At 74.6% G+C, this 18387-nt stretch carries 13 protein-coding genes; 6 read left to right on the top strand and 7 right to left on the bottom strand.

Annotation, left to right across the window (positions count from 1 at the left end):
* Positions 1 to 5 precede the first annotated feature (5 nt).
* Together AB0C99_RS16430 and AB0C99_RS16425 are read right to left on the bottom strand one after the other, a co-directional pair.
* Complete coding sequence (locus tag AB0C99_RS16430) at positions 6 to 497, bottom strand: SUKH-3 domain-containing protein (RefSeq protein WP_362475375.1); 492 nt, start codon at positions 495 to 497, stop codon at positions 6 to 8.
* Between the two features lie 65 nt (positions 498 to 562).
* Positions 563 to 1075, bottom strand: coding sequence for a YwqJ-related putative deaminase (locus AB0C99_RS16425; protein ID WP_362475373.1), 513 nt, complete (start codon positions 1073 to 1075; stop codon positions 563 to 565).
* A gap of 276 nt (positions 1076 to 1351) precedes the next feature.
* On the opposite strand from AB0C99_RS16425, the gene AB0C99_RS16420 reads away from it, so the two are divergent.
* The 3 genes from AB0C99_RS16420 (at position 1352) to AB0C99_RS16410 (ending at position 5988) form a co-directional block, all read left to right on the top strand.
* Positions 1352 to 2350: an HNH endonuclease gene (locus AB0C99_RS16420; RefSeq protein WP_362475371.1), complete on the top strand. Its 999-nt coding sequence runs from the start codon at positions 1352 to 1354 to the stop codon at positions 2348 to 2350.
* 7 nt (positions 2351 to 2357) lie between these two features.
* On the top strand, positions 2358 to 4961 hold the full coding sequence (locus tag AB0C99_RS16415; RefSeq protein ID WP_362475369.1) for an SUKH-4 family immunity protein: 2604 nt from the start codon (positions 2358 to 2360) through the stop codon (positions 4959 to 4961).
* A 148-nt stretch (positions 4962 to 5109) separates the two neighbouring features.
* Entirely contained in the window at positions 5110 to 5988 is an 879-nt protein-coding gene (locus AB0C99_RS16410) for a cellulose-binding protein (protein WP_362475367.1), read from the top strand.
* Positions 5989 to 6071: 83 nt separating this feature from the next.
* Here AB0C99_RS16410 and AB0C99_RS16405 read toward each other — a convergent pair whose 3' ends face one another.
* The gene (locus AB0C99_RS16405) at positions 6072 to 6764 is read right to left on the bottom strand and encodes a 2-phosphosulfolactate phosphatase (RefSeq protein ID WP_362475365.1); all 693 of its coding nucleotides are present in this window, start codon (positions 6762 to 6764) and stop codon (positions 6072 to 6074) included.
* Positions 6765 to 6803: 39 nt separating this feature from the next.
* Positions 6804 to 8435 carry an MFS transporter gene (locus AB0C99_RS16400; protein ID WP_362475512.1) on the bottom strand — a complete coding sequence of 544 codons (1632 nt, stop codon included), beginning with the start codon at positions 8433 to 8435 and terminating at the stop codon, positions 6804 to 6806.
* 341 nt (positions 8436 to 8776) lie between these two features.
* Between AB0C99_RS16400 and AB0C99_RS16395 the strand changes: the two genes are divergently transcribed.
* Both AB0C99_RS16395 and AB0C99_RS16390 read left to right on the top strand, forming a co-directional pair.
* Positions 8777 to 9565, top strand: coding sequence for an ABC transporter ATP-binding protein (locus AB0C99_RS16395; RefSeq protein WP_362475363.1), 789 nt, complete (start codon positions 8777 to 8779; stop codon positions 9563 to 9565).
* On the top strand, positions 9562 to 12135 hold the full coding sequence (locus AB0C99_RS16390; protein WP_362475362.1) for an FtsX-like permease family protein: 2574 nt from the start codon (positions 9562 to 9564) through the stop codon (positions 12133 to 12135). The genes AB0C99_RS16395 and AB0C99_RS16390 overlap by 4 nt, the downstream gene beginning before the upstream one ends.
* A 198-nt stretch (positions 12136 to 12333) precedes the next feature.
* Here AB0C99_RS16390 and AB0C99_RS16385 read toward each other — a convergent pair whose 3' ends face one another.
* Complete coding sequence (locus AB0C99_RS16385) at positions 12334 to 12609, bottom strand: type II toxin-antitoxin system Phd/YefM family antitoxin (RefSeq protein ID WP_362475360.1); 276 nt, start codon at positions 12607 to 12609, stop codon at positions 12334 to 12336.
* Between the two features lie 142 nt (positions 12610 to 12751).
* Here AB0C99_RS16385 and mfd point away from each other — a divergent pair, with 142 nt between their 5' ends.
* Positions 12752 to 16282 (top strand): transcription-repair coupling factor, encoded by a 3531-nt coding sequence (mfd, locus tag AB0C99_RS16380; protein ID WP_362475358.1) that lies wholly within the window; start codon positions 12752 to 12754, stop codon positions 16280 to 16282.
* Positions 16283 to 16408: 126 nt separating this feature from the next.
* Here mfd and AB0C99_RS16375 read toward each other — a convergent pair whose 3' ends face one another.
* Together AB0C99_RS16375 and AB0C99_RS16370 are read right to left on the bottom strand one after the other, a co-directional pair.
* Positions 16409 to 17683, bottom strand: a complete 1275-nt coding sequence (locus tag AB0C99_RS16375) for an SGNH/GDSL hydrolase family protein (RefSeq protein ID WP_362475357.1) — start codon at positions 17681 to 17683, stop codon at positions 16409 to 16411.
* 73 nt (positions 17684 to 17756) lie between these two features.
* Positions 17757 to 18338 carry a TetR/AcrR family transcriptional regulator gene (locus AB0C99_RS16370; RefSeq protein WP_362475355.1) on the bottom strand — a complete coding sequence of 194 codons (582 nt, stop codon included), beginning with the start codon at positions 18336 to 18338 and terminating at the stop codon, positions 17757 to 17759.
* Positions 18339 to 18387 lie beyond the last annotated feature (49 nt).

Below are 18387 nucleotides of genomic sequence, written 5' to 3'. Positions count from 1 at the left end.
CCCCGCTACGGCCCCGCCACCAGCCGCGTCGGCTGGGTCCCCGTGATGAGGGTGGACAGGGCGGTGTCGATGTCGCGGCCCAGATACCAGTCGCCGGTGTGGTCGATGCTGTAGACGCGCCCCTCGACGTCCATCGCGAGGACCGCGCGGCTGTCGCCCTCCTCGCCCAGCGGCGCCAGCTCGGTGTCGAGCGCGCGGCCGAGGTCGCCGAGGGTGCGGGCGAGGTGGATGCCCGCGAGGGGGTCGAAGCGCAGGGCGGCGGGCGCTATCTGGCGCCCGTGCCCGGGGGCCGTGACGCGCAGCCCGCCGAATTCGGCCCATGCCTCGACGGCGGCGGGGAAGACGCTGTGCCGGTGCCCGGCTGGTGTGACGTGGGCGCGCAGGGTGTCGGCCCACTCCTCGGCGAGCTTGATGTCCCAGCGGCCCGGCTGCCAGCCGGCCTCGCGGAGGGCGGCGTCGACGTTGACCGGGAATCGGGTGCTGTTCAGGTCGGGCATGGGTGCGGTTCTGCCGTTCTGGGCGGGGCGTCCCCGGTGCGGGACGCCCTGGTGCGGGGCGCGGCTCAGGCGTCGGCGGGGTCGACGGCGCGGACGCCGAAGTGCGCGAGCATCGCCGTACAGGAGCGGCAGGGGGTGGCGTAGCTGCCGTGCAGCGGGTCGCCGTCCTCGCGGATGCGCCGGGCGGTGAGCTTCGCGTGTTTGAGGGACCGGCGCGCCTCGCTCTGGGTGAGCGGTTTGCGTTGGGCCCGTTTCGAGCGGGTGCCCTCGGCGGCGGTGAGGTGCCGGGAGAGCAGGATCGCCTCGGGGCAGCGTCCGGTGAAGCGTTCGCGCTGCCCGCTGGTGAGCGTGTCGAGGAAGTCCTGGACGAGCGGGTGCAGTGCGGGCGCCTGCTCGCCGCGGGCGGCGGTGCAGGTGAGGGTCGTGCCGCGGACGGACAGGGCCGCGCCGACGGCGGGCAGGATTCCGTCGCGGCGGTGACGCAGTAACGGGGCGCGTTGGTGGTCGGTGTCGCTGCCCCAACTGAGGCGTGGGTCACCCTGAGTGGGCGGTGGTGCCGGTGTGGTGCTTGCGTGCATGGTGCTGTTCTTCCCCTCCCGCAATCCCCCGAGTTGCTTGAACAGCCTGCCAAACGCGGTGCCGGATGGGGAAGCTGGGGCGCGGAAACGTGCTTTCGGTGTGTCGGAATCATGGCGGTCCTGTCATGCCGTCGTGACACCCGGTCACCAAGGGCGGGGCGGTGCGGGGACGTCGGGCCGGGCCGGGTCGGGTGCGGGCGGCACCGCTTAGGCTGTGCGGACCAACCAGCAGCAGGCGGCGGCAGCCGCCGCCGGCAGTCACAGGGGGCATCCGCCATGACGACAGGTCGGCTCGGCCAGGACACCGTGCCGCCGAACGCGGCGTACGCCGGGCAGGTCGTGCACTTCCCGGACCCGGTCCGGGCCTCCCGGCATCCCCGTGGGGTGCGGGTGGACGAGCGCGGCTACCCGGACTTCTCGCCGTACGCGCGGGCGGCGGCGGAGATCGCCGACCCGCCGGAGGGCTTCGGCGTCGACGAACTGCGCCTGACGGACTACGTGTCGGCGAACGCGGCGCTGGCCGCGACGGGCCACGAGCTGTGGGAGGTGATCCCGGCGGTCGCGACGCCGCACGGCTGGACCTGGCACCACGTGGCGCACACGCGCAGGCTGGAGCTCGTACCGGTCGAGGTGAAGGCGCTGCTGCGGCACCACGGCGGGGTGACGACGGCCGCCGTCGACCACGCGAAGCGCGGCACCCGCCCGCTCCAGGAGACCCGGCCGGCGCACTTCGGGCTGCCGAAGCGGGCGATGCCGGTGTCGGAGCAGCAGCTCCAGGGTGTCGAGGAGGACCTCGGCTACCGGCTGCCGGGCGCGTACCGCTCGTTCCTGAAGGCGGCGGGCGGCTGCGCCCCGGTGGGCGCGGCGCTCGACGCGGAGCTGGGCGTGCTGGTGGACCAGCCCTTCTTCACGGTGCGGGAGGAGGCGGGGGTCAGCGACCTGGTGTACGTGAACAAGTGCCTCCGCGACCATCTGACGAAGGACTACCTGGGCGTGGCCTTCGTGCAGGGCGGGCTGCTCGCCGTGAAGGTGAAGGGCGAGGCGGTCGGCTCGGTGTGGTTCTGCGCCTATGACGATGCCCGGGACGCGGGCGAGCTCGCGGCCGGCTGGTCGGTCGCGGAGCGCGTGGAGCGGCTGCTGCTGCCCTGTGGCGCGGACTTCGACGAGTTCCTCCGGCGGCTGGCGGGCAATCCGCCGGAGCTGGAGACGGTGGCGAACCTGATGGTGGACGGCGGCTTCGCGCGCGCCGTTCCGGTGGTTCCGGTGGGGGAGTGAGCTGGCTGTGGTGACGTTCGCGCAGGCGCAGGAGCGCGCCGAGGAGTGGATCAACGGCGATGTGCCGGCGTATCTGCACCGTGAGGTGCGGGTGCGGGAGTTCGGTCTCGGCTTCGTCGTGTGGGCCGAGGACCGCGAGGAGGCGCCGACCCCGGACGCGGGCCGGCAGCGGCTGGTCATCGCGCGCGACAGCGGCGAGGCGACGCTGTGGCCGGGGCTGCCGGTGGGCGAGGTGATCCGGCGGTACGAGGAGGAGTACGGCGCCGTCGAGGAGCCGGCCGCCTCGGTGCCGGCGCAGGCGTCGGCCCGGATCGACCTGAACCAGACGTCCTTCCTGCTGAGTCCGCCGGAGTGGCTTCAGGAGGCCGCGGACAAGATCGGCCTGCCGCCGGTGGCGTCCAACGCCTCGCAGGCGAGCGCCGACGCGTCGACGGAGGACGGGTCGGCGGAGCCGGGGGGCGCGGCCGACGTGGCCGACTCGGCCGCGGTGGCGCCTGTTGCGCCGTCCGTGCCTGGGCCCGTGGCGCCGCCGGTGGCCGCGCCTGTTGCGCCGCCCGCGCCCTTCGCTCCGTCCGCGCCTGCGGCCGTGGCGCCGCCCATGGCCGCGCCCGTTGCGCCGCCCGTACCCGTCGCTCCGTCCGCGCCCGTGTCGGACGCGCACGCCGTGCCGTCGGGGCCTCCCGCGCCGCCGACGCCCGCGCCCGCCGCCGTCGGGCCCCCGCAGGCCCCGCCCGCCCCGCCCGCCCCGCCCAGCCCGTGGGCGGACGCGAACGCGAGCGCGGGGGGTGCCGACGGGGCCGTGCCGCTGCCCGCGACGGTGTTCGCGCCGCCGCTCTCCGGCGCGGACGACGACGACACCCCGCCGCCGGTGGTGGGCGCCGACGCTCCCACCGCGCTGATGAAGGGCGGCAGCGCGCTGCCCCCCACCGCCATCGCGCCGCGCCTGGAGACGGGCACCCCGGCCGCCCCGGCGACCCCGCCTGCCTCGGCCGCCCCCGCGACCCCGCCCGGTCCGCCTGCCCCGGCGACCCCCGCGACCCCGCCCGGTCCGCCCGGCGCGCCCGGTGCCGCCGACATCGCGGAGGCGGCGACGAGCAAGGCGGCGCCGCCGCCCGGCGGTCACGTACGGACGCAGCTGGTGTCGCAGCTCGGGCCCGAGGGCCCGCAGCCGCCCGCGCCGCCCGGCCCGCCTGGTGTGCCCGGCCGGCCGGGTGCCCCGGCGACCCCGCCCGGTCCGCCCGGCCCGCCCCCCGTGCACCACGCGGCCACGATGCTGGCGCACCCGAACCAGGGTGGTCCCGGCGAGCCCCCGCCGCCGCCCCCGCCGCCGGGTGTGCCCGGGACGCCGCCGGGCGGGGTCGCGCACGCCGCGACGATGCTGGCGCACCCGAACCAGGGCGGTCCCGGCGCCCCGCCGCCCCCGCCCCCGCCGCCGGGTGTGCCCGGTGTGCCCGGGACGCCGCCGCCCGGCGGGATCGCGCAGGCCGCGACGATGCTGGCGCAGCCCGGCCCGTCGGGCCCGTCGGGCCCGGCGGGTCCGCCCCCGCCGCCCGGTCCGGTGCCCGCGCCGATGAACGCCCCGGCCCCGGGGCCCGGTGGCGCGCCCGCGTACGGCTATCCGCAGCAGCCGCCCGCCGGGCCGCCGACCGTGGGCCCCGGCTACCAGGCCGTGCTGCGCTACCGCGCGCCCGACGGCTCGGAGCAGCAGCTCATCCGCCGCTCCGCGCCCGGCACCCCGCACCCGGAGTGGCAGATCCTGCACGAGCTGCGCGCGATGAACGTGCCGCCGCAGCAGGTCCTGGAGCTGCACACGGAGCTGGAGTCCTGCGAGCTGCCGGGCGGCTACTGCGCGCGCATGATCCGGGAGACCTGGCCGCAGGCCCGGATCACCAACATCGCGCCGTACGGGCGTGATCACGCGGGCCGCCAGCAGGGGATGCGGCAACTGATCACCCACCAGGGCGAGTTGCACCAGGTCGCGGACGGTCCGGCGCGCCCGGCGCCGGTGCGGGCCCCGCTGCCGCAGGTGCAGCCCGCGCCGCCGGTCCCGCCGGACGCGGTGGCGCAGGAACTGGCCGGGGCGTTCGGCCCGGGCATCCTGCGCTTCGACCAGCGCGCGGTGTCCCGGCAGGGCGTGCCGGAGCTGGTGGCGGTGACGCTCGTGTGGGCGGGGCTGCCGGCCGACTTCGGGCCGTTCTTCTGGGCGCAGCCCGCGATGCCGGTGGTGCCTACGCTCGGCGAGCTGGCGGCGCAGCGGCAGGTGCAGGCGGCGCCGGACGCCGGTTCGTACCTGGTGCTGGGTTCGGACTTCGGGCGGGCGGTCTGCGTCCAGTACGGGACGGCGCACATCGTGGCCGTACCGGTGGAGGCGGGTCCGGGCGGGCAGTCGGTGCCGCCGCAGTTCGTGAACACCGGGCTGCCGGAGTTCGTACGCTCCCTGGCGCTGCTGGGGCGGATGTGGCGGCTGCGGTACGGGCTGAACCCGGAGCAGGCGGGTCGCTGGACGACCGACTTCCAGGCCCAGCTGGCGATGCTGGACCCGGCGGCGCTGTCCTCGCCGGAGAACTGGTGGGCGGTGCTGCTGGAGCAGATGTGGGACGGCCTGCTGTAGCCGACCCCTGCCCTGCCGTACGGGTTCGCTCGTGAGCGGGATGTGACGAAAGGCGCTCGACGTGTGTTCACGTCGGGCGCCTTTTGTCCGTTCGGATGAAGCATCCTTGTTTTTTGTCGGACATAAGGGAGACGAAGGGGCGTCAGGGATGAGTTTCGCCGTCGGACGCGGGCGCGGCTACCGCCCGGAGCAGGTCGAGCGCTATCTCGCCGCGCTGTCCGAGGAACGCGACGGCGCGTGGGAGCGCGCGGCGCGGCTGACCGTCCTCGCCAAGGAGATGGAGGCGGAGGCGGCCCGGCTGCGCGAGGCCGTCGCCACGCACGCCCCGCAGCGCTACGACTCCCTGAGCGAGCGGGCCCGCCGGATCCTGGAGCTCGCCGAGGCCGAGGACGAGACGCTGGTACGGGACGCCGAGTCCGAGGCGCAGGAGCTGGCCGAGGCGGCGGAGGCGGCGGCCCGGGAGGCGGCCGAGGCGGCGAAGGCGTACGCGGCGGGGGTCCGCGCGGCGGCCGAGTCGGCGGCCCGCGCGACGGACAAGGAGGCCGCCCTCCAGGCCGACGCGATACAGACCGCCGCGCTGCGCGACGCCGAGCAGACGCGGTCCGAGGCCCGGACCGCCTTCGACGGGGTCCGGCGCGAGGCCGAGGCCCTGCGGGCGGCGCAGCGCGAGGAGCACCAGACGCTCCGCGAGGAGGCCGACCGGGCGGCGGCCCGCCGGGTGACCGAGCTGGAGGCCCGGCACGACGAGCTCGTCGCGTACGGGGAGGCGAAGCTGGACGAGGCCCGGCGCGCCCTCGCCGAGTCGAAGGAGGCCGCCCGGCACGGCCAGGAGGACGCGGAGGCACGGGCCGCGGAGATCCTCGCCGAGGCCCGCCTCGCGCAGGAGCGGACCGAGCGCGAGACGGACCGGATCCGGCGCGAGCACGACGAGGCCCGGGAGGAGATCCACTCCCACATGGAGCACATCCGCGGGTCCCTGGCCGCCCTGACGGGCCGGGCGGGGCCGGCGGCGACGGACGCCGACTAGGCGGACGGTCTATCCAGGACTATCTGGATCCATCCAGATTCATCCAGGTCTATCCGGGTCCATCCAGGTCCATCCAGGTCCATCTAGAGGAGGTCCCCCGGCGCGACCGGGCGCAGGACCGTCAGGGCGTCCTCCCGGCGGGCCCGCATCGCGAAGGGGAAGCGGTCCACCTCCAGGCACAGGGCGACGTCGTCCGGGTGGGCGCCCGCGCGCAGCCCGGCGGCGAGTTCGGCGGCGGCGCGGGAGGCGCGGGCGCGCTCGACGTACGGGGCCGGGTCGGGCTCCTCGCCCGTGCCGTCGAGGGCGCGGGCGAGGTACTCGGCGCAGGCCCGGTCCTCCTCCGCCCGCCCGTCCTCGCCGGTGACGACGAACGTGACCGGGCCGCCGCCCGCCGCCCGCAGGAACCGGGCGGTGGGACCCGCCACCGGGAAGCTCGCGCAGAGCACCACCGGGGCGTCCGCGACGGCCAGCGCGCCGACCGTGCCCGCCGTCGTCTTCTGCACCACCGTGCGGCCGGTGAGGTCCAGGGAGCGGAGCAGCGCGGGGGAGTTCACCGCGTCGAAGCCGGGCGCCGGGGCCCCGTCCTTCAGGGCCAGCCAGTGCGGCTCGCGCTCCTTGAGGGCGAGCGCCTCGCGCTCCGACCCGGCCAGGACGATCCGCTCGGCGCCGCGCGCGAAGGCCCAGGCGGCGACGGTGAAGGCGCGCATGACGTCGATGACGACGGCGACGCGGGGGACTCCGGTCAACTCCGGTATGCCGACGAGGTGATGGCTCATCGGGGCATTCTCCCCGTCGGGTGCCCGGCGGGCCGGGAATTACCGCGCGGCCCCGCCCGCCTCCGCCGTCCCGCCCGCCTCCGCCGCCCCGTCGGCCCCAGCGGCCGCGTCGGCCCCGGCGGGCTCGTCCTCGTGTTCCTTCAGTACGGGGAAGCGGCGCGGCGCCAGGGTGAGCAGGACCAGCAGGGCGAGCGCGGCGGCGCCGGCCGCGCCCAGGTAGACGTAGTCGACGGCCGCGTCGACCGCCCGCCGCAGGTGGTCGGCGGTCTGCCCGGTGAGCGAGCCCGGGCTCTCCAGCGCGCGCACCAGCCCGTCCAGGTCCCCGCTCGCGCCGCCGAGCCGCGCGGCCAGCACCCCGTTGGCGACGGCGCCGAACAGGGCGGCGCCCACGCTCTGCCCGACCTGGCGCACGAAGAGGACGGACGCGGTGGTCGTGCCGCGCTCCTCGTACGGGACGGTCGACTGGACGCCGACGATCAGCGGGAGCTGGAAGAAGCCGAGGGCCCCGCCGAGCAGCAGCATCAGGAGCGCGGGCTGCCAGGGCTCGCCGGGGAACGGCAGCAGCGGGAAGGCGAGCAGGACCAGCAGCGCGCCGGTCATGCCGAGGACGGCGGTCAGCCGGAAGCCGATCCGGCCGTAGACCCGGTTGGAGAGCGCGGCGGTGACGGGCCAGCTGAGGGTCATCGCGGACAGCACGAAACCGGCGGCGATCGGGCCGAGGCCGAGGACCGCCTGCGCGTAGGTGGGCAGGAAGACGGTCGGGGCGACCATCAGCAGGCCGAGGGCGCCGAGCGCCAGGTTGACGGCGGCGATGGTGCGGCGGCGCCACACCCAGCCCGGGATGATCGGCGAGGCGGCCCGGCGCTCGATGAGCACGGTGAGCGCGCCCAGCGCCGCCGCCCCGCCGAACAGGCCCAGCGACGGGGCCGAGAGCCACGGCCAGGCGACGCCGCCTTGGACGAGCGCGGTCAGCAGCAGGGCGCCGGTGGCGAAGATGGCGAGGGCGCCGGCCCAGTCGACGGAGGGGCGGGAGCCGGAGCGGGAGCGGGAGCCGAAGCCGAAGCGGGCGCGGGCGCGGCCGTCCGGCGCGTCGGGGGAGCCGCCGCCGGTACCGCTTCCCGTACCGCTTCCGGCTCCGTCCCCTAGGGGGCGCCCCGGCTCCACCAGGTAGCGGGCGACGAGCCACAGGGCCGCCGCGCCGACCGGCAGGTTGATGAGGAAGATCCAGCGCCAGTCCGCGTACCCGGCGAGCAGCCCGCCCGCCGTAGGGCCCGCCACCGCGGCGGTCGCCCACACGGAGGAGAGCCGGGCCTGGATGCGAGGGCGCTCCTTCAGCGGGTAGAGGTCGGCGGCGATCGTCTGGACCGTGCCCTGGAGGGCCCCGCCGCCCAGCCCCTGGACGACGCGGAACGCGATCAGCGCGTACATGTTCCAGGCGGCGGCGCACAGGACGGAGCCGATGAGGAAGAGGACGATGCCCGAGATCAGGACGGGTTTGCGGCCGAAGGTGTCGCTGAGCTTCCCGTACACGGGCAGGGTGACGGTGACGGCGAGCAGATAGCCGGAGAACAGCCAGGAGAAGACGGAGAGTCCGCCGAGGTCGCCGACGATCTGCGGGACGGCGGTGGCGACGATGGTGCCGTCGAGCGCGGCGAGCGCCATGCCGAGCATGAGCGCGGCGACGACGGGCCCGCGCCGGGTGGTGTCCGCCGCGGGCGGCGCCGTCTGCCTCGTGGTCGCCTCGGACACGCCGTCCCCTCTCCCCCACCCGACGGATGCTTCGTACATCTAAGTGCGCCGGGTCAGCCTCTCACTCGATCGTTCGATGGAGAACCCCTAAGGGCTCCTCCCCCATCCGGCCCAGGGGCCGTTCGTCCCGGCGGAGGAGGAGCGAAGGTCCCACCCGTCCTTAGCTTGTTCTTACGGAATCCCGCACGAGATCGCATACGGGTCCGAGTGCGAGACCGGTACGCGTCCGAGTACGAACACCCCACCCATCAAGGAGACTTACCGTGACTTCGGCTGTGACCACCCTCAGGCACGGGGGTACGGGAGGGCGGACGGCCGTCGCCGCGCGGGCGCGACAGGTCCTCAAGGCGTACGGGTCGGGGGAGACCCGGGTCGTCGCGCTCGACCACGTCGACGTGGACATCGCCCGGGGCGAGTTCACCGCGATCATGGGGCCCTCGGGCTCCGGCAAGTCGACGCTCATGCACTGCCTCGCGGGCCTCGACACCGTCACGAGCGGCGAGATCTTCCTGGACGAGACCGAGATCACCGGCCTCAAGGACAAGAAGCTCACCCGACTGCGGCGCGACCGCGTCGGGTTCATCTTCCAGGCGTTCAACCTGCTCCCCACGCTGAACGCCCTGGAGAACATCACGCTGCCCATGGACATCGCCGGCCGCAAGCCGGACCAGGAGTGGCTGCGCCGGGTCGTCGGGACCGTCGGCCTCGCCGAGCGGCTCACGCACCGGCCCGCCCAGCTCTCCGGCGGGCAGCAGCAGCGCGTCGCCGTGGCCCGCGCGCTCGCCGCCCGGCCCGAGATCATCTTCGGTGACGAGCCGACCGGAAACCTCGACTCGCGGGCGGGCGCCGAAGTCCTCGGCTTCCTGCGCCAGTCGGTGGACGAGCTCGGCCAGACCATCGTCATGGTCACCCACGACCCGGTCGCCGCCTCCTACGCGGACCGGGTGCTGTACCTCGCCGACGGCAGGATCGTCGACGAGATGCGGCGGCCCACCGCCGACGCCGTCCTCGACCGGATGAAGGACTTCGACGCGCGCGGGCGGACGTCATGACCGTGCTCAAGACCTCCCTGCGCAGCTTCCTCGCGCACAAGGGCCGCATGGCGCTCTCCGCCGTCGCCGTCCTCCTCTCCGTCGCCTTCGTCTGCGGCACCCTGGTGTTCAGCGACACCACCACCGCCACCTTCGACAAGCTCTTCGCCTCCACCGCCTCCGACGTCAGCGTCAGCCCCGCCGGCGCGGCCGGGGACGACGAGATCCCGCAGAACGGGCGCCCCGCCACGCTGCCCGCCGCGCTCGTCGCCACCGTCGAGCGTGTCGAGGGTGTCGCGGCGGCGAGGGGGCAGGTCGTCTCCACCAGCGTCACCGTCGTCGACTCCCGGAACGAGAACGTCGGCCCCACCACCGGCGCCCCGACCATCGCCGCCAACTGGTCCGCCGACGAGCTGCGTTCGATGGAGATCGCCTCCGGCCACGAGCCGCGCGGCCCCACCGAGGTCGTGGTCGACGGCGGCACCGCCGAGAAGCACCACCTGAAGATCGGCGACGAGCTGCGCACCATCGCCGTCACCGGCGACTTCACCGCGCGGATCAGCGGGATCGTCGACTTCAAGGTCACCAACCCGGGCGCCACCCTCGTCTACTTCGACACCGCCACCGCCCAGCGCGAACTCCTCGGCGAGGAGGGCCTGTTCACGCAGGTCACCGTCGACGCGGCGGACGGCGTCGAGGACGCGGCCCTCAAGGCGGACATCGCGGCGGCCGTCGGCTCCGGCTACACGCTGCGGACCGCCGCCGAGGCCGCCGACGCCGGGCGCGAGGACGTCGCGGGCTTCCTCGACGTCATGAAGTACGCGATGCTCGGCTTCGCCGGGATCGCCTTCCTCGTCGGCGTCTTCCTCATCGTCAACACCTTCTCCATGCTGGTCGCCCAGCGCACCCGCGAGATCGGCCTGCTGCGGGCCATCGGCTCCTCCCGGCGCCAGATCAACCGCTCCGTCCTCGTCGAGGCGCTGCTCCTCGGCGTCGTCGGCTCGGTCGCGGGGGTCGCGGCCGGTGTGGGACTCGCCGTCGGCCTGATGTCGCTCATGTCGTCGATGGGCATGGAGCTGTCCACCGAGGACCTCACCGTCCGCTGGACCACGCCCGCCGTCGGGATCGCGCTCGGCGTCGTCGTCACCGTCCTCGCCGCCTTCGTGCCCGCCCGCCGGGCCTCGAAGGTCTCCCCGATGGCCGCCCTGCGCGACGCGGGGACCCCCGCCGACGGCAGGGCGGGTGCGGTACGGGCCGCCCTCGGGCTGCTCCTGACCGCGGCGGGCGGCGCCGCGCTCTGGGCCGCCACGCGGGCCGAGCAGGCCGGCGCGGGCTCGCTCTGGCTCGGCCTCGGCGTCGTCCTGTCCCTGCTCGGCTTCGTGGTGATCGGCCCGCTGCTGTCCGGCGGTGTCGTCCGCGGCCTCGGCGTCGTCGTGCTGCGGGTCTTCGGCCCGGTCGGGCGGATGGCCGAGCGCAACGCGCTGCGCAACCCGCGGCGCACCGGCGCCACCGGCGCGGCCCTGATGATCGGGCTGGCGCTCGTCGCCTGCCTGTCGGTCGTCGGCTCCTCGATGGTCGCCTCCGCCACGGAGGAGCTCGACCGGTCCGTCGGCGCCGACTTCATCGTGCAGTCCACCAACCGGCAGCCGGTGGTGCCGCAGGCGCGGGACGCCGTCGAGAAGACGCCGGGGCTCGCCCACGTCACCGAGTACAAGTGGATCGAGGCCGTCGTCACCGACCCGCACGGGAAGGCGGACGAGCTGGGCGTGGTCGCCGCCGACCCGACGTACGCGCGGGACGTGCGGCGCGAGACGACCGGGGGCGAGCTGTCCGCCGCGTACGGTCCGGGCGCGATGTCCGTCGGCAGCGACTACGCGGCCGAGCACGGGGTGAAGGTCGGCGACACGCTCACGGTCGCGTTCAAGGGCGGCGGGAAGGCGCGGCTGCGGGTCGCGGCGGTCACCTCCGACGACGCCAACATCGACAAGGGCGTGATGTACACGAACATCACGACCGCCGCCAGGTACCTCCCGGCCGACCGGATGCCGCAGAGCATGATCGTCTTCGCCACGGCGAAGGACGGGCAGGAGGCCGCCGCGTACGAGGGCCTGAAGAAGGCGCTCGCGCCCTACCCGCAGTACCAGGTCGCGGACCAGGCCGACTACAAGAAGCAGCTCCAGGACCAGGTCGGGCAGCTCCTCAACATGGTCTACGGGCTGCTCGCCCTCGCGATCATCGTGGCCGTCCTCGGCGTGGTGAACACCCTCGCCCTGTCGGTCGTCGAGCGGACCCGGGAGATCGGCCTGATGCGCGCCATCGGCCTCTCCCGCCGCCAGCTGCGCCGCATGATCCGCCTGGAGTCGGTGGTCATCGCCCTCTTCGGCGCCCTCCTCGGCCTGGGCCTCGGCCTCGGCTGGGGCACCGCCGCCCAGCGGCTCCTGGCCCTGGAGGGCCTGGGCGTCCTGGAGATCCCCTGGCCGACGATCGCGACGGTCTTCGTCGCCTCGGCCTTCGTCGGCCTCTTCGCCGCCCTGGTCCCGGCCTTCCGCGCGGGCCGCATGAACGTCCTGAACGCGATCGCGACGGACTGAGGGGGGCGGGGGCCCGAACGGGGGAACGGCCCGCGGCCCGCGGGGCGGGGTAACGGTCCCCGGCCCGGAGGGGACGGGGGAACGGAAAGCGGCCGGAAACCGGCCAAGGGCCCGGTCCCGGCGGAAACCTCCGCCGGGACCGGGGCCCTGGCCGTACCCAAGGCGTGCCCGCGGGCGCCCTTCAGATGATCTGGAAGGTCACTCGCGCTCCAGACCGAGCATGGCGCGGGCCTCGTCCTGAGGGATGCCGACGACGGTGCCCTCGGCCTGCCGGGCGCGGTAGCGTGCGAGGGCCAGCTCGTCCTCCAGGTCGGCCAGGCGCTCCTCCAGCTCGCTCAGCTCCGTGGGGTTTATGAAGACGGCCGCGGCCTGCCCGTGGTCCGTGATGGTGATGCGCTCTCGGGCATGGGCCGTGCGGCGGATGAGGGTGCCGAACTGGGCGCGCGCCTCGGTGATGGGGAACGTGGCACTCATGTACTCGACTGTACAGACGCGTACAGAGCCCCGCGATCCCACGAACGAGTGACTGTCGCCGCGTCGTCGTAGGCTGGAGGCCCCGGCCCGTGAGACGTGTCGGGCCGTTCGCGTTGCCCACCTCCGCCGGGATGGACCCTCCATGAGCCTGCACGGTCTGCTGGACGCCGTCGTCAAGGACGCCGCACTCACCGAAGCGGTGACGGCCGCCCGCGACGGCAACCGTCACCACGTCGACCTGGTCGGCCCGCCCGCCGCCCGCCCCTTCGCCATCGCCGCGCTCGCGCGCGAGGCCCGGCGGACCGTGCTCGCGGTCACCGCCACCGGCCGCGAGGCCGAGGACCTGGCCGCGGCGCTGCGCTCGCTCCTCGACCCCGACACGGTCGTCGACTACCCGTCCTGGGAGACGCTCCCGCACGAGCGGCTGAGCCCCCGCTCCGACACGGTCGGCCGCCGCCTCGCGGTGCTGCGCCGGCTCGCCCACCCCCGCGACGACGACCCGGCCGCCGGCCCCGTCAGCGTCGTCGTCGCCCCCATCCGCTCCGTACTCCAGCCGCAGGTCAAGGGCCTGGGCGACCTGGAGCCCGTCGCGCTCAGGAGCGGCCAGAGCGCCGACCTGAACGAGATCGTCGAGGGCCTGGCCGCCGCCGCGTACTCCCGCGTGGAGCTCGTCGAGAAGCGCGGCGAGTTCGCCGTCCGCGGCGGCATCCTGGACGTCTTCCCGCCCACCGAGGAGCACCCGCTCCGCATCGAGTTCTGGGGCGACGACGTCGAGGAGATCCGCTACTTCAAGGTCGCCGACCAGCGGTCCCTGGAGGTCGCCGAGCACGGCCTGTGGGCCCCGCCCTGCCGCGAGCTGCTCCTCACCGCCGAGGTCCGCGGCCGGGCCGCCGCCCTGGCCGAGGCCCACCCCGAGCTGGGCGAGCTCCTCAACAAGATCGCCGAGGGCATCGCGGTCGAGGGCATGGAGTCCCTCGCCCCCGTCCTCGTCGACGACATGGAGCTGCTGGTCGACGTCCTCCCGAAGGGCTCCATGGCCGTGGTCTGCGACCCGGAGCGGGTCCGGACGCGGGCGGCCGACCTGGTGGCGACCAGCCAGGAGTTCCTCCAGGCGTCCTGGGCGGCCACCGCCGGCGGCGGCGAGGCCCCGATCGACGTCGGCGCGGCCTCCCTGTGGGGGATCGCGGACGTCCGCGACCGGGCCCGCGAGCTGGGCGTGATGTGGTGGTCGGTGTCCCCGTTCGCCGCCGACGAGACCGTCGGCGCCGACACCCTCAAGCTGGGGATGCGCGCCCCCGAGACGTACCGGGGCGACACCGCCCGCGCGCTCGCCGACACCAAGGGCTGGCTGGCCGACGGCTGGCGCGCGGTGTACGTGACGGAGGCCCACGGCCCCGCCTCCCGCACCGTCGAGGTCCTCGGCGGCGAGGGCATCGCCGCCCGCCTGGACGCCGACCTCGCGGACATCTCCCCGTCCGTCGTGCACGTGGCCTGCGGCTCCATCGACTACGGCTTCGTGGACGAGGCCCTGCGGCTGGCCGTCCTCACCGAGACCGACCTGTCCGGGCAGAAGGCCGCCGGCAAGGACGGGCAGCGGATGCCCGCCAAGCGCCGCAAGACGATCGACCCGCTGACCCTGGAGGTCGGCGACTACATCGTCCACGAGCAGCACGGCGTCGGCCGCTACCTGGAGATGGTCCAGCGGACCGTGCAGGGCGCCACCCGCGAGTACCTCCTCGTCGAGTACGCGCCCGCCAAGCGCGGCCAGCCCGGCGACCGCCTCTACATCCCCACCGACCAGCTGGAGCAGGTCACCAAGTACGTGGGCGGCGAGGCCCCGACCCTGCACCGCCTCGGCGGCGCCGACTGGACCAAGACGAAGGCGCGCGCCAAGAAGGCGGTCAAGGAGATCGCCGCCGACCTCATCAAGCTGTACTCGGCCCGGATGGCCGCCCCCGGCCACGCCTTCGCCCCCGACACGCCCTGGCAGCGCGAGCTGGAGGACGCCTTCCCGTACGCGGAGACGCCCGACCAGCTCTCCACCATCGCCGAGGTGAAGGAGGACATGGAGAAGACGGTCCCCATGGACCGCCTGATCTGCGGCGACGTCGGCTACGGCAAGACGGAGATCGCCGTCCGCGCCGCCTTCAAGGCCGTCCAGGACGGCAAGCAGGTCGCCGTCCTCGTCCCCACCACGCTGCTCGTGCAGCAGCACTTCGGCACGTTCTCCGAGCGCTATTCGCAGTTTCCCGTCAACGTCCGCGCGCTCTCCCGCTTCCAGACGGACACCGAATCCAAGGCGACGATGGAGGGCCTGCGGGACGGCTCCGTCGACGTCGTCATCGGCACCCACCGCCTGTTCTCGTCCGAGACGAAGTTCAAGGACCTCGGCCTGGTCATCGTCGACGAGGAGCAGCGCTTCGGCGTCGAGCACAAGGAGCAGCTGAAGAAGCTCCGCGCCAACGTCGACGTCCTCACCATGTCCGCCACCCCCATCCCCCGCACCCTGGAGATGGCGGTGACCGGCATCCGCGAGATGTCGACGATCACCACCCCGCCCGAGGAGCGGCACCCGGTCCTCACCTTCGTCGGCCCGTACGAGGAGAAGCAGATCGGCGCCGCCGTCCGCCGCGAACTGCTGCGCGAGGGCCAGGTCTTCTACATCCACAACCGCGTCGAGTCCATCGACCGCGCGGCGGCCCGGCTGCGCGAGATCGTCCCCGAGGCGCGGATCGCGACGGCGCACGGCCAGATGTCCGAACAGGCCCTGGAGCAGGTCGTGGTGGACTTCTGGGAGAAGAAGTTCGACGTCCTCGTCTCGACCACGATCGTCGAGTCCGGCATCGACATCTCCAACGCCAACACCCTGATCGTCGAGCGCGGCGACAACTTCGGCCTGAGCCAGCTCCACCAGCTCCGCGGCCGGGTCGGCCGAGGCCGCGAGCGCGGCTACGCCTACTTCCTGTACCCGCCGGAGAAGCCCCTCACGGAGACCGCCCACGAGCGCCTCGCGACGATCGCCCAGCACACCGAGATGGGCGCGGGCATGTACGTGGCGATGAAGGACCTGGAGATCCGCGGCGCGGGCAACCTGCTCGGCGGCGAGCAGTCCGGCCACATCGCGGGCGTCGGCTTCGACCTGTACGTACGGATGGTCGGCGAGGCCGTCGCGGACTACCGGGCGCAGATGGAGGGCGGCGCTGAGGAGGAGCCGCCGCTGGAGGTCAAGATCGAGCTCCCGGTCGACGCCCACGTCCCGCACGACTACGCCCCCGGCGAGCGGCTGCGCCTCCAGGCGTACCGGGCGATCGCCTCGGCGAACTCGGAGGCGGACATCAAGGCCGTACGCGAGGAGCTCACCGACCGCTACGGCAAGCTGCCCGAGCCGGTCGAGAACCTCCTCCTGGTGGCGGGCCTGCGGATGCTGGCCCGCGCCTGCGGCGTCGGGGAGATCGTCCTCCAGGGCTCCAACATCCGCTTCGCCCCGGTGGAACTGCGCGAGTCGCAGGAACTCCGCCTGAAGCGCCTCCACCCCCGCACGGTCATCAAGCCGGCCGTCCACCAGATCCTGGTGCCCCGCCCCACCGCCGGCAAGATCGGCGGCAAGCCGGTCGTGGGCCGCGAACTGCTGGCGTGGACGGGGGAGTTCCTGGCGGAGATCCTGGGTTCCTGACCCCGGCCCCCGGCCCCGCCCTCGTTATCCCGGTTCCCCGGTTCCCCGGTTCCCCGGTTCCCCGGTTCCCCGGTTCCCGGCCCCGCCCCCCGTTCGGACAGGGGGGCGGGGCCGGGTCCGTGGCGGCTACAGCGCGTCGAGGTCCAGGGCCTCGGCCATCGCGCGGTATCCCGCGTCGCCCGGGTGGAGGTGGTCGCCGGAGTCGTACGCCGGGAGGATGCGGTCCGGGTCGGCGGGGTCGGCGACCGCGCGGTCGAAGTCGACGATCCCGTCGTACGCGCCGGAGGTGCGCACCCACGTGTTGAACGCCTCGCGCTTGGCCTCGTTCTCGGGCGTGAAGTACGAGGAGCCCTTGATGGGCGTCAGCGTCGCGCCGATCACCTTGATGCCCCGCGCGTGCGCCTGGCGGATGAGGTTCCGGTGGCCCTCGACGAGGCGGTTCACGGAGACCTCGGGGGTCGGGCCGCCCGGGTAGGAGGGGCCGCTGCCGCCGATGTCGTTGATGCCTTCGAGGAGGATGACCGTGCCGACGCCCCGCTCGGAAAGCACGTCCTTCTTGAAGCGCGCGATTCCCTTCTCGCCCGCCCAGGACACGTCGTTGGTGACCTGGTTGCCGCTGATGCCGTGGTTGAGGACGGCGCGCGGGGTGCCGGCCGCCGCGAGGCGCTCGGCGAGCTCGTCGGGGTAGCGGTCGTCCGCGTCCTGGGTGGCGCCGGCGCCGTCGGTGATGGAGTCGCCGAAGGTGACGACGCCGTCGCGGCGGGCCGTGCCGGGGCCGCCGGTGACCTCGACGCCGGAGAGGTAGTACCAGGACGAGGACGTCTCGGTGAACGCCGTGCCGGCCGTGTCCGCGCGGTGGTCGCCCGCCGCCCGGTAGCTGGTGGCGCCCGCGACCTGGTGGAAGGTGGCGGGGCCGGTCGGGCCCGCCAGGTACAGCGTCACGGTGAGCGTGTCGAGCGCGGAGGTACGGAACGGCACGCCGTCGCTGACGAGGGTGCCGCCCGCCGGGACGGTGACGGAGCCGCGCCCGCCGAAGGTGAGCGCCCGCAGCGAACCGGGCTCCACCGCGCCGCCCCCGGCCGCGCGGGCGACGGTCGCGCCGGTGATCCGCAGCGGGCCGGTGCCGTAACGGTTGGTCAGTTCGATACGGGCCCGGGTGCCGCCGGTCGTGACGCGGACCGTCTGCCGTACGGTCTGGTCCGCGAAGCCCTGCTGGGACCAGTTGGGCCCGAAGGGCGCGGCGGCGGCCTGCGGGGACGCGGCCCAGGCCCCGTGCCAGCCGGCGGCGCCCGCGGCGCCCGTCGTGCCCGTCGCGCTCGCGGGGAGCGCGGGCAGTACGGCGAGGGTCAGGGTGGCGAGCAGGGCCGTGCCCGCGCGCCGGACGGTGTTGCCGGTCTTCATGTGTTCTCCCCGTGGTCGTGAGCCGTGGTCTTTCCTGTGCGCACGACGAGGGACAAGCCGTGACCGGCCCGGGCTATTCCCCGTCCCCGCCGCCCAGTTGAGCGGAACCGAGGAGTCCGGTGAGCGCGCGGAACGCCTCCCCCGGGTCCCGCCCGCCCAGCGGCTCGTCGAGGTTTCCGGTGAGCAGCAGGGTCGCGAAGCCGTGCGCCAGCGACCAGGCGGCGACGCCGGTGTCGCGGGGCGCGTCGACGGTGGCGGGGAGCCCGGCGACACCAGCCCGCAGCCCGGCGGCGGCCCGCTCCTTGGCGGCGAGCAGCTCCGGGTCGTCCGCGCGGTGCAGGGCGGGCTGGAACATCACCTGGAAGTGCGCCGGGTGCGCGGCGGCGAAGCGGACGTAACGCACCCCGCGCTCGCGCAGGTCGGGCGCGCCTGCGAGGGCGTCGGCGAGGAGCCCGTAGCCCTGTGCGGCGATCGCGGTGAGCAGGCCGACGCGGTCCTTGAAGTGGTGCGCGGGCGCGGCGTGCGAGACGCCCGCGCGGCGCGCGAGGTCGCGCAGGCTGAGCGCGCCGGGCCCCTCGGCGGCGATGACGTCGAGGGCGGCGGCGAGCACGGCCTGCCGCAGATCGCCGTGGTGGTAGGTGCGCCGACTGGTCATGGCAGCAGCGTACGCGGAATCGGGGCGGTATCTAGTCATTGACAAGTTC

It is taken from the genome of Streptomyces sp. NPDC048659, assembly GCF_040650575.1.
Taxonomy (GTDB): domain Bacteria; phylum Actinomycetota; class Actinomycetes; order Streptomycetales; family Streptomycetaceae; genus Streptomyces.
Note: the sequence above shows the minus strand (reverse complement) of the source record. Positions and strands in the feature narration are given on the sequence as shown.

Coding starts and splice junctions, on each gene's coding strand:
- AB0C99_RS16430 (WP_362475375.1), bottom strand. CDS start 497: ATGCCCGACCTGAACAGCACCCGATTCCCGGTCAACGTCGACGCCGCC.
- AB0C99_RS16425 (WP_362475373.1), bottom strand. CDS start 1,075: ATGCACGCAAGCACCACACCGGCACCACCGCCCACTCAGGGTGACCCA.
- AB0C99_RS16420 (WP_362475371.1), top strand. CDS start 1,352: ATGACGACAGGTCGGCTCGGCCAGGACACCGTGCCGCCGAACGCGGCG.
- AB0C99_RS16410 (WP_362475367.1), top strand. CDS start 5,110: ATGAGTTTCGCCGTCGGACGCGGGCGCGGCTACCGCCCGGAGCAGGTC.
- AB0C99_RS16405 (WP_362475365.1), bottom strand. CDS start 6,764: ATGAGCCATCACCTCGTCGGCATACCGGAGTTGACCGGAGTCCCCCGC.
- AB0C99_RS16400 (WP_362475512.1), bottom strand. CDS start 8,435: ATGCTCGGCATGGCGCTCGCCGCGCTCGACGGCACCATCGTCGCCACC.
- AB0C99_RS16390 (WP_362475362.1), top strand. CDS start 9,562: ATGACCGTGCTCAAGACCTCCCTGCGCAGCTTCCTCGCGCACAAGGGC.
- AB0C99_RS16385 (WP_362475360.1), bottom strand. CDS start 12,609: ATGAGTGCCACGTTCCCCATCACCGAGGCGCGCGCCCAGTTCGGCACC.
- mfd (WP_362475358.1), top strand. CDS start 12,752: ATGAGCCTGCACGGTCTGCTGGACGCCGTCGTCAAGGACGCCGCACTC.
- AB0C99_RS16375 (WP_362475357.1), bottom strand. CDS start 17,683: ATGAAGACCGGCAACACCGTCCGGCGCGCGGGCACGGCCCTGCTCGCC.
- AB0C99_RS16370 (WP_362475355.1), bottom strand. CDS start 18,338: ATGACCAGTCGGCGCACCTACCACCACGGCGATCTGCGGCAGGCCGTG.